At 68.9% G+C, this 10,154-nt stretch carries 10 protein-coding genes; 4 read left to right on the forward strand and 6 right to left on the reverse strand.

The annotated features are described in order from the left end of the window. Both ABDZ95_RS08710 and ABDZ95_RS08715 read right to left on the reverse strand, forming a co-directional pair. Positions 1–518 (reverse strand): FeoB small GTPase domain-containing protein (locus ABDZ95_RS08710; protein ID WP_425542983.1); only part of this gene is annotated, 518 nt, incomplete at its 3' end. Continuing rightward, positions 518–790: a FeoA family protein gene (locus ABDZ95_RS08715; protein ID WP_343792750.1), complete on the reverse strand. Its 273-nt coding sequence runs from the start codon at positions 788–790 to the stop codon at positions 518–520. The genes ABDZ95_RS08715 and ABDZ95_RS08710, both read right to left, overlap by 1 nt. A 155-nt stretch (positions 791–945) precedes the next feature. On the opposite strand from ABDZ95_RS08715, the gene ABDZ95_RS08720 reads away from it, so the two are divergent. Next, a complete protein-coding gene (locus ABDZ95_RS08720; RefSeq protein ID WP_343792752.1) occupies positions 946–1,443 on the forward strand; it encodes a c-type cytochrome in 498 nt (165 codons plus the stop codon). Position 1,444: 1 nt separating this feature from the next. On the opposite strand, the gene ABDZ95_RS08725 is transcribed toward ABDZ95_RS08720, so the two are convergent. The 4 genes from ABDZ95_RS08725 to ABDZ95_RS08740 form a co-directional block, all read right to left on the reverse strand. Next, entirely contained in the window at positions 1,445–4,678 is a 3,234-nt protein-coding gene (locus ABDZ95_RS08725; RefSeq protein ID WP_343792920.1) for an efflux RND transporter permease subunit, read from the reverse strand. Continuing rightward, a complete protein-coding gene (locus tag ABDZ95_RS08730; protein ID WP_343792754.1) occupies positions 4,678–5,838 on the reverse strand; it encodes an efflux RND transporter periplasmic adaptor subunit in 1,161 nt (386 codons plus the stop codon). Before ABDZ95_RS08730 ends, ABDZ95_RS08725 begins: the two co-directional genes overlap by 1 nt. Positions 5,839–5,961: 123 nt before the next feature. Then, entirely contained in the window at positions 5,962–6,711 is a 750-nt protein-coding gene (locus tag ABDZ95_RS08735; protein WP_343792756.1) for a hypothetical protein, read from the reverse strand. Further along, positions 6,711–7,475 (reverse strand): class II aldolase/adducin family protein, encoded by a 765-nt coding sequence (locus ABDZ95_RS08740; RefSeq protein ID WP_343792758.1) that lies wholly within the window; start codon positions 7,473–7,475, stop codon positions 6,711–6,713. The genes ABDZ95_RS08735 and ABDZ95_RS08740 overlap by 1 nt, the downstream gene beginning before the upstream one ends. A gap of 142 nt (positions 7,476–7,617) precedes the next feature. Here ABDZ95_RS08740 and ABDZ95_RS08745 point away from each other — a divergent pair, with 142 nt between their 5' ends. The 3 genes from ABDZ95_RS08745 to ABDZ95_RS08755 all read left to right on the forward strand — a co-directional run bounded on the left by ABDZ95_RS08745 (position 7,618) and on the right by ABDZ95_RS08755 (position 10,123). Continuing rightward, positions 7,618–8,766 carry a DUF2336 domain-containing protein gene (locus ABDZ95_RS08745; protein ID WP_343792760.1) on the forward strand — a complete coding sequence of 383 codons (1,149 nt, stop codon included), beginning with the start codon at positions 7,618–7,620 and terminating at the stop codon, positions 8,764–8,766. A gap of 31 nt (positions 8,767–8,797) precedes the next feature. Then, entirely contained in the window at positions 8,798–9,580 is a 783-nt protein-coding gene (locus tag ABDZ95_RS08750; RefSeq protein ID WP_343792762.1) for an NAD kinase, read from the forward strand. A 66-nt stretch (positions 9,581–9,646) separates the two neighbouring features. Next, positions 9,647–10,123 (forward strand): Hpt domain-containing protein, encoded by a 477-nt coding sequence (locus ABDZ95_RS08755; protein WP_343792764.1) that lies wholly within the window; start codon positions 9,647–9,649, stop codon positions 10,121–10,123. The last annotated feature ends 31 nt before the right edge of the window (positions 10,124–10,154 follow it).

Raw genomic sequence — 10,154 nt, forward strand, 5'->3', positions numbered from 1 at the left:
CCCCCCGCCTCGACCGCGGCCACCAGTTCGTCGACACCGCGCTTGCGGGTCGCCACCGTGGTGATGATCGGAATGCCCAGCTCGGCGCGCAGGCCGTCCAGATCGATGCGCAGGCCCTGACGCTGGGCGATGTCGTACATGTTCAGCGCCAGCACCATCGGCCGGCCGACGGCCTTCAGCTCCAGGATCAAACGCAGGACCAGACGCAGGTTGGTCGCATCGGCCACCGCCACCACGACGTCGGGCAAGGCCTCGCCGGCCAGCTTGCCGAGGACCACGTCGCGCGTGACCTCCTCGTCCGGGCTGCGGGCACGCAGGGAATAGGTGCCCGGCAGGTCCAGCACCGACAGGGTCCGGCCCGAGGCGGCGCGGATCGTGCCCTCCTTCCGCTCGACGGTCACGCCGGCGTAGTTGGCCACCTTCTGGTGCGAGCCGGTCAGGGCGTTGAACAGGGCCGTCTTGCCGCTGTTCGGATTACCGACCAGGGCGACGCGGGGCGTGCGAACCTGCATGTCCATCAGGCGGCCGCCGTTTCCAGCCGGATCGAGATGCTGGCGGCCTCGTGCCGGCGCAGCGCCACGCGCATGTCATCGACCTTCATGGCGATCGGATCGCGGCCGAACAGGCCCTCGTGCAGCAGTTCGACGCGCGCACCTTCGACGAAACCCAGCTCCAGCAGTCGGCGCTCCAGCTCGACCGCATGGTCGATATGGTGGCCGTGATCGCCGACCTGAACGATCACGCCGCGCGCGCCCTTGCGGGCTTCGCTGAGTTTGAGGATGTCGGACATGGGACTCGCTACAGCGGGGGCGGCTTCCGGGCCGCGCTCTTCCTGACAGTGATTATCAGGCGCGACGGCTCGCAGTCCAGTCCGGCTGGACGTTTCGACCAGTTGCCCGACGCGACGGTTGGGCTATCACCGACAGGTTCTCCGGGAGCCGTTCGATGATCCGCCAGACCCTCGCCGCCATGGCCGTGATGACCCTCGCCGCCTGCGGTGAAAGCAACGCGCCGGAAGCCCCGGCTGCACCGCCGCGCCCGCAGGCCACGCCGGAACAGAAGGCGGCGCTGCTGGCCTCCCTGCCCACGCCCTACAATGCCGGAGATCTGGACAACGGCCGCCGCGTCTTCGCCCGCTGTCGCGCCTGTCACACCATCACCGAAGGCGGGCCCAACATGACCGGCCCGAACCTGTACGGCATGTTCGGCCGCACCGCGGGCACGCACCCCGGCTACAACTACTCGACCGCCGTGAAGGAAGCCGGCTTCGCCTGGGACGCCGGGCGTCTGGATCACTGGCTGGAGAACCCGCGCACCTTCCTGCGCGGCACCAAGATGAGCTTCGCCGGCATCCCCGACGAGACCGACCGCCGCGATGTGATCGCCTGGCTCAAGGTCGAGACCGGGTACGCGCCGCCGGCTGAGCCGGCGGCCGCGCCCTGATCTATTCCGCCGCCGCGGGAACCGCGTCGTTGGCCGTCGTCTCCTGCGCTTCCCACTCCTCGATCTTGCGGGCGGTGTACTCCGGCGACTTGGTGAAGCGCGCCAGCACGCCGTAGATCACGGGCACCACGAACAGGGTCAGGATGGTGGCGAAGATGGCGCCGGCGAAGATCACCACGCCGATCGTCTGACGGCTGCCGGCCCCCGCCCCCTGCCACAGGGCCAGCGGCAGCGCGCCGAAGGCGGTGGCGATCGAGGTCATGATGATCGGGCGCAGACGCAGGGTCGACGACTCGATGATCGCGTCGCGGATCGAGCGGCCTTGGTCACGAAGCTGGTTCGCGAACTCGACGATCAGGATGCCGTTCTTGGCGGCGACCCCGATCAGGATGATCAGGCCGATCTGCGAGTAGATGTTCAGGCTGGAGCCCGCCATCACCAGTCCGAACAGCCCACCGGCGGCGGCCAGCGGCACGGTCAGCATGATGACCGCCGGGGTGATCCAGCTCTCGAACTGCGCGGCCAGCACCAGGAAGACCAGCAGGAGGGCGAAGCCGAAGGCGGCCATGACCGCGCCGCCCGCTTCCTGCTGGTCGCGCGCCGCGCCGCCCCACTGGGTCGTCACCACGCCCTGCGGCTGCTCCGACGCGACCTGCGTCAGGAACTGGGTCGCATCGGCGATGGTCGTGCCGGGGTTCAGATCGGCGCTCAGGGTGATCGAACGCTGGCGATCCAGACGACGACGGTCCGGAGTGTCGCCCGAGGTCTGGGTGTTCACCACCGCCGACAACGGCACCAGCTGGCCCGAGCCTGTGTTCACATACAGCGCCTCCAGATCGCCGACGGTGCGGCGGTTGTCGCGCTCGGTTTGCAGGATGACGTCGTACTCCTGCCCGCCCTTCAGATAGGTCGTGGCGCGCCGGGAGCCGAACATGGTCTCCAGGGTCCGGCCGATCGACTGGGACGAGACTCCCAGCGCCGCGGCCTTCTCCGGATCGACATCGACGAGCAGGCGCGGGGCGTTGGGCTCGTAGTTCAGGCGCGGACGCGAGAAGCCGGGGTTCTCCAGCGCACGCGCCAGAACCGGCTGCAGCCAGTTGTAGATGTCCTCGTACTCCGAGCCGGTCACGACCATCTCGACGGAGTTGGAGTTGCCGCCGCCGCGCTGGAAGGCGCCCGGCGTCGAGGCGTTGACCTGGGCGTCCGTCTGGCCGCGCAGCTTGCCGTTCAGCTCCTGCGCGATCTCGTCAGCCGCGCGGTCGCGCTTCGACCAGTCGGCCAGCACCATGGTGGCGTTGCCCGAGTTGAAGCTGCCGCCGCCAAAGCCCGGCGCCGAAACCAGATAGCTCTCGGCTTCTCCGCTGGCCTTGTACTCGGCCAGGATCGGCTCGAGGCCCATCATGATGTTGCGGGTGTAGTCGAAGCCCGCGCCCTCGGGGCCCTGCACGCGGACGGTCACCCGGCCACGGTCTTCCGGCGGCACCAGTTCGTCCGGCAGGGTGATGAACATCACCGTGGTGCCGATGGCCACCAGAACGATCAGGCCGATCACGCCGAACAGAGCGGCCTTGGCGCCCAGCATGGAGCGCAGGGAGTTGCCGTAGGACTCGCGCAGCTTGTCCATCGCGAAGTCGACCTTGCGGGCGAGCCAGCCGCCCGTCTGTGCGGGCTTCAGGATCTTGGACGCCAGCATCGGCGACAGGCTGAGCGCCAGGAAGGCCGAGAAGGCCACGGCCGCGGCAATGGCGGCGGCCAGTTCGACGAAGAGACGGCCGACGTAGCCCGGCAGGAACAGCAGCGGCGCGAACACCGCCAGCAGCACCACGGTCGTGGCTACGACGGCGAAGAACACCTGACGCGCGCCCCGCTCGGCGGCGACCAGCGGCGGCTCGCCAAGGTCCAGACGGCGCTGGATGTTCTCGACCACCACGATGGCGTCATCGACCACCAGACCGATGGCCAGCACCAGCGCCAGCAGGGTCAGCAGGTTCAGCGAGAAGCCTAGCGGCGCCAGAACGATGAAGGTCGCCAACAGGCAGATCGGAGCCACGATCGACGGGATCAGCGCCGCGCGCAGCGACCCCAGGAAGATGAAGTTCACCAGCGCCACCAGCGCCATGGCGATGCCGATGGTGATCCAGACCTCGTCGATGGCGTGCTTGGTGAAGACCGAGTTGTCCGATCCGACCACCAGTTCCGTGCCCTCGGGCAGGCTGGGTCGGATCTCCTCGATCATCTTCTCCACGCCCTCGGAGATGGCCAGGTCGTTCGACTGGGCCTGACGGGTCACCGCCAGACCGATCTGGTCCAGACCATTGCCGCGGAACAGGCGACGGTCTTCGGCCGGGGCCTCCTCGACGCGGGCGATGTCGCCCAGACGGGTGACGTAGCTGGCCTGACCCTGGATAGCGCCGCTCGCGCCGCTGGGCGGGCCCGCGGCGTTCGAGGCCTGGCCGCTGGTGTTGTTCGAGGCCGTCGCATTGGACGCCGAGCCGCGCGTGCCGATCGGTAGCTGGCGGAAGTCCTCCGCGCGCGCATAGGTCCGCGCCACGCGGACGGTGTAATCCTTCTGGCCCGACTCCAGCGAACCGGCCGGCAGTTCGACGTTCTGGGTCGTCAGGGCGGTCTCGACATCCGTCACCGTCAGACCGCGCGCGGCCATCGCCGCCGGGTCCAGCCAGACGCGCATGGCGTAGCGCTGCTCGCCATAGATCTGCACCTGCGCCGCGCCCGGCACGGTGGCCAGACGGTCGATCAGATAGCGGTCGGCGTAATCCGTCAGCTCCAGCCGGTTCATGCTGGTCGAGCGCAGGAACAGGATGATGATCGGCTGGCTGTCCGAGTCGGCCTTGGCCACCTCGGGCGGGTCGGCCTGATCCGGCAGGCGGCCCAGCACGCGCGAGACGCGGTCGCGCACGTCGTTGGCGGCGTCGTCGATGTTGCGATCCAGCGAGAACTCGATGTTCACGCTCGAACGACCGTCGCGGCTGGTCGAGTTGATGCGCTCGACGCCCTGGATGCCGGCGATCTGCTGCTCGATCGGCTCGGTGATCCGACTCTCGATGACCTCTGCCGAGGCCCCGGCATAGCTGGTGTTGACCGACACCACCGGCGGATCGACGTCCGGCAGTTCCCGCACCGGCAGGAAGAAGAAGGCCGCGACGCCGACAACGCACAGGACGATGGCCGCCACGGCGGCCATGACGGGCCGCCGGACCGAAATGTCGGAAAGCATCATCGCGCGGCGGCTCCGGCGGCCTGCGACGGCGCGGCGCCGCCCCGTGCTGCACCGGCGGGCGCTGCGCCCTCACGACCGGCCACGCGAACCGGCGCGCCCGGCTGGATGCGGTTGAGGCCGGAGCCGACCACGCGGTCGCCAACATTCAGGCCGGACAGGATTTCCACGAAGCCGCCCTCGACGGCTCCGGTCTCGACCTGGACGCGCTGGGCGGTCGAACCGCCCTCGCCGCCGTTGGCGATGCGATAAACGAAGGCGGTCTGCCCCTGATACTGCAGCGCGGCTTCCGGCACGGCCACGGTCTGGCGCAGGCCCTGCTGGACGGCCACGCGGACAGCCATGCCCGGACGGATCCGGCCGCCGGGATTGGCGATCTCGGCGCGAGCGACCACCGAACGGGATTGCTCGTTCACGCGGGTATCGATCAGGGCGATGCGGCCGCTGAAGACCTCGTCGCCATAGGCGTCGATCGTCGCAGTGATAGGCGTGCCGGTGCGCAGAACCGACAGGTAGCGCTCCGGGATCGGGAAATCGACGCGCACGACATCGATGTCATCCAGGGTCGCGATGACCGCGCCGGGGTTCACCAGCGTCCCCGCCGTGACGGTGCTGAGGCCCAGCACGCCAGAGAACGGCGCGCGGATGGTGCGGTCGCCCGAGCGGGCGTTGGCGGCGGCCAGCGAGGCCTGCGCGCTTTCCAGCTCGGTTTCGTACTGCTCGACCATGGCGTCGGAGGCGAAGCCGCGCTCGTGCAGGGTCTGATAGCGTTCGTACATGGTGCGGGCGCGGGCCACCTGGGCGCGGGCCTCGGCGATGGCGGCGTCCTCCTCGCGGGCCTGCAGCTGAACCAGCGGCGTGCCGGCGGCGACTCGCTGGCCGTCGGTGAACATGACGCGGGTGATCAGTTCGCTGGTGGTCGAGGTGATGTTCACCGAGCGACGGCCGCGCGCCACGCCCAGCACCCGGATCTGGTCCGAGAACTCGCGATTCGCCGCCACCGCTTCCGATACGGCCTGACCGCGACCGCCGCCGGGTCCGCCCGGACCACGCTGGCCGCCCTTTTCGTCACCGGCGAACGCCATGCGCATGACCAACGCGACGACCATCAGCCCTACCAGGGCGGCGGCGGCGATGAGGAAGAAGTGACGCTTGATCACGCGGCTGACGCTCCGGAAGAAGGACGAGCCGACTTAGCGGCTCCCGCCGTCGACGCAACTAAAGTTCCTGTAACGGCCGTTGATGCGGTTTCCGTCGCGGAATTCTGCGACATGCGGCCACAGTCAGAACCGTCGCCACAGCGCGACGACCAGCCCCGAGGAATCGGGCGTTTCCCGGCCCGCGACGGCGTCGCGCCAGCCCGCCTGAACGCTCCAGTCGCCGAAGTGACGGACCACCGAGGCTTCGAGCGATAGCCAACGCGCGTCCCCACCCTCGGTCTGCCCCCCGAACGCCTGTCCCAGCAACATCCAGTCGGCCCCGACATGGGCGCCGACCGTGGCGTCCAGCCGGGTTTCGTCCGGCAGTCCATCGCGGAATCGCCGCGCCGCCTGCAGTTCGACGAAGGTTGCGCCGAACGATCGCCCGCCGGCGGCCCGAACCTCCCAGTCCCGCTCCCCGACGCCCGGCGCGGCATACCCCGCATTGCGTCCCTCCCCGCCGTCCGCAACGCCGCCGTACAAGGCGACGGCGGTCCGGTCGTCGCGCCAGACCTGCCAGTTCAGCCCGATCTCGACCGGTCCGCGTCCATCATAGTCGACGAAGGCGTCCTCGCCGGACTGCCACTCGCCCTTGAACCGGACGGTCAGCCGGTCGGTCAGGCCGTACTCGGCGAAGATCGAGGCCGTCCGGTCGCGCCGCTCTGCGGGCAGGTCCGCCAGATCGCCCGCAGGGTCGAACCCGCGATCCGCGCGCATGTCCTCGTACTTCAGAATAGCCAGACCCTCGCCTTTCGGCCGGGTCCACGCGTCCGCGGCGGCCGGGCCGCCGATGGAAAGGGCGGCCAGTCCGATCACCAGCCCCCCGGAACGCATCAGGCGTCGTAGCCCGGTGATTTCCGATCCAGCATGCGCAGCGCGCCCGGCCAGGCCAGTGACGAGATGAAGCTGATGCCCTTGCCCTGCTCCCGCGTCTCAGCCTGGGCCGCGTCCGGCGCCATCAGCACATGCTCGCGACCGCCCGACAGCGCCGCCACCTGCTGGGCGCACGCCCGCTCGAGGAAGAAGATGCCCAGCCAGGCCGCCGACGCCGTCTGCCCGACCGCCAGCGTCCCGTGATTGCGCAGCAGCATCAGCGGCTTGTCGCCCAGATCCGCCACCAGCCGCTCGCGCTCGTCGTGGTTCAGGGCGAGGCCTTCATAGCCGTGATAGGCCACCTGTTCCTGCAGCAGGCAGGCATTCTGGCCGATCGGCAGCAGCCCCTCCTTCTGCGCCGCGACGCCGACGCCGGCGACCGTGTGCAGGTGGATTACGAAATGCGCGTCCTCGCGGGCGCCGTGGATTGCGGAGTGGATGGTGAAGCCGGCCGGATTGATGAAGTCGGTCGTCTCCTGAACGATGTTCCCGTCCAGATCGACCTTGACCAAGCACGAGGCGGTCATCTCCTCGAAGTACCAGCCGTACGGATTGATCAGGAAGTGATGCTCGGGTCCCGGCACGCGGGCCGAGATGTGCGTGAAGATCATGTCGTCCCAGCCGTGCAGGGCGACCAGACGGTACAGGGCGGCCAGGTCGACGCGGGTCTTCCACTCCGCCTCCGACACCTTCGATTTCAGCGATGTGATCGCGCCATCGGCCATTGGATTACTCTCCCTGCGTATTTTTTCGCCACGCTCTTCCTCCGGGACGCGTCCGTCAAGATTCAGCTTCCGTTAACCCTGCCTTTAAACCCTGACCGTAAAGCTCTGGTCGCCGAACCCACTCGGTGCGCCGGAGACGTCCGTGACCGTCCTCGTCCAGCTCGTCCAGCCCGACCGCGATCCGAACGTCGCCCCCAGCGCGACCGAGCTGCTTGCGCTCGCCCGCAACGCTGCTCCCGACGCCCGTCAAAGGCTGCTGCTCGGTGTCATCGCCCTGTGCGACGCGGCCCCACCGTCCGGTGAGCTGTCCCCGGTTCTGGGCGAAATCTTCCTGACCCTGGCCCGTCAGGCCGAGCGTGAGGTGCGCAAGGCCCTCGCCGAGCGTCTCGCCGACGCCGACTGGGCCCCGTCCGCCCTGATCAATGTGCTGGCGCTGGACGAGTTCGAGATCGCCCGTCCGATCCTTCTTTCCAGCCCCGTACTGCGCGACGACGACCTGCTCCAGGTGCTGATCAAGGCCTCGCTGGAACACCAGATCGCCGTCGCCCGTCGCCCGAACATCAGCGGCCGCGTCGCTGACGCCGTCCTCGACCGGGGCGATCCCATCGTCGTCACCGCCTTGGCCACCAACCGCACGGCCGAGATCAGCGCCGAGGGCATGCGCCGCATGGTCGACCTGTCGCGCCGCATCGCCGCCCTGCGCAGTCCCCTCTCGCGCCACCCCGGCCTGACCACCGCCATGGCGGAAGAGATGTACCAGTGGGTCGGCGAGGCCCTGCGTCAGGCCATCTCCACCCGCTTCGAGGTTGACGAGACCAAACTGACCGCCGCCGTTTACGACGCCGTTCAGGGCGTGATGCGCCCGGCTCGCCCCGGCGAACTACCGGATGCCGAAGGCTCGGAGCGCGACGAAATGGAACGCCGCCTCGCCGCCAAACTCCACGCCGCGAAACAGCTCAAGCCCGGCGTGCTGGTCCGCGCCGCGCGCGAGAAGCGCCTCGGTCTGGTGATCCACGGCCTGGCCACGCTGGGCGACTTCAACGTCGCCCAGATCCGCAAGGCGCTGGCCATGCCCAGCCCGGAGGCCTTCTATTACGCCTGCGCCGCCGTCGGCATCGACCGCGCCGCCTTCCCCACACTGCTGGCCGATGTCCGCAAGCTGAACCGCGCCCTGCCGGGTGATCGCGGCGATTCCGTCTGGCAACGCGGCGCCATCTCGCCGGCCTCGGCGACCCGAGCCTTCCGCGCCCTGATCGAGGCCGAAGCGCCGCAGAACCGACTGGCCGTTTGACTTCGGCCTCAGGCTCGGCTTGCGTGGCCGGGTGAGCAGCGCCGCCTCTTCAGACCTCCGCATCGCCTTCACCGCCTCGGACCGCCCCGAGGCCATGTCCGCGCGCGACAGCCTGAAGGCACGCTACGGCTCCGTGCCGATGGATCAGGCCGACGTGATCGTGGCGCTGGGCGGCGATGGCTTCATGCTGGAGACCCTGCACACCGTCATGGACCGCCGCACGCCCGTGTTCGGCATGAACCGCGGCTCGGTCGGCTTCCTGATGAACGACTACGAGGAAGACAATCTGATCGAGCGCCTGTCGGGCGCAGGTCGGGCGGTCATCCATCCGCTGCAGATGGACGCTTGGGGCGAGACCGGGCAGGTCCAGAGCGGACTGGCCATCAACGAGGTCTCCCTGCTGCGCCAGACCCGCCAGAGCGCCAAGCTGCGGATCAGCGTCGACGACCGCGTTCGGCTTGAGGAGCTGTCCTGCGACGGCTGCCTGGTCGCCACGGCCGCCGGCTCGACGGCCTACAACCTCTCGGCCCACGGCCCGATCATCCCGCTGGACTCGCGCGTACTGGCCCTGACCCCGATCAGCGCCTTCCGGCCCCGCCGCTGGCGCGGCGCCCTGCTGCCGCATCAGGCCAAGGTCTGCTTCGAGATCCTCGAACCCGACAAGCGCCCGGTCAGCGCCACCGCCGACAGCTTCGAGGTGCGCCGGGTCAGCAAGGTCGAGGTGCGCGAGCGCCGGGACATCGCCCTGACCATGCTGTTCGATGCCGGCCGGTCCTTCGAGGAACGGGTGCTGGCCGAGCAATTTGCGTCCTGATAACGGCGTCCACCCCTTCTTAAACAGATTGGGTGACAGTGCCGCTTCCAGAATCGGGAGCGCCCCTTGAGCAACTCGGCACAGGTCATTCGTCCGCCCAACACCCTTCGCATGAAGGTCGGCGGCGCGTTCGGCGGTATCGACGCCAACGCCATCGCCAAGGCCGAAGAGGCCCTGAAAGCCATGTCGGCTCAGTTCGGCCAGTGGCTGCAGGACGAGATCGTCAAACTGGACAAGGCCCAGACCGACATCCGCGAGCAGGGTTACAACGCCGCCACGGCCGAGGCCCTGTACTTCCGCGCCCATGACCTGAAGGGTCTCGGCACGACCTACCAGTATCCGCTGGTCACCCGCCTTGCCGGCTCGCTGTGCAAGATGATGGACGATCCGGCCAAGCGCCTCGCCGCGCCGGTCATGCTGATCGACGCCCACATCGACGCCATCAAGGCCGTGGTCCGCGACCAGATCCAGACCGACGACCATCCGACCGGCAAGATCCTGTCGGAAACGCTCGAAGCCCGGGTCGCCCAGCACCTCGGCTGATCCTTTCCGACCCGGAAACAGAAACGCCCGC

This window comes from Brevundimonas kwangchunensis (assembly GCF_039523815.1).
In the GTDB taxonomy this organism is placed as follows: Bacteria; Pseudomonadota; Alphaproteobacteria; order Caulobacterales; family Caulobacteraceae; genus Brevundimonas; species Brevundimonas kwangchunensis.

What these genes read in the sequence shown, in the direction of transcription:
- ABDZ95_RS08735 (WP_343792756.1), bottom strand. Translation starts at nt 6,711, where the DNA reads ATGCGTTCCGGGGGGCTGGTGATCGGACTGGCCGCCCTTTCCATCGGC.
- ABDZ95_RS08715 (WP_343792750.1), bottom strand. Translation starts at nt 790, where the DNA reads ATGTCCGACATCCTCAAACTCAGCGAAGCCCGCAAGGGCGCGCGCGGC.
- ABDZ95_RS08720 (WP_343792752.1), top strand. Translation starts at nt 946, where the DNA reads ATGATCCGCCAGACCCTCGCCGCCATGGCCGTGATGACCCTCGCCGCC.
- ABDZ95_RS08725 (WP_343792920.1), bottom strand. Translation starts at nt 4,678, where the DNA reads ATGCTTTCCGACATTTCGGTCCGGCGGCCCGTCATGGCCGCCGTGGCG.
- ABDZ95_RS08740 (WP_343792758.1), bottom strand. Translation starts at nt 7,475, where the DNA reads ATGGCCGATGGCGCGATCACATCGCTGAAATCGAAGGTGTCGGAGGCG.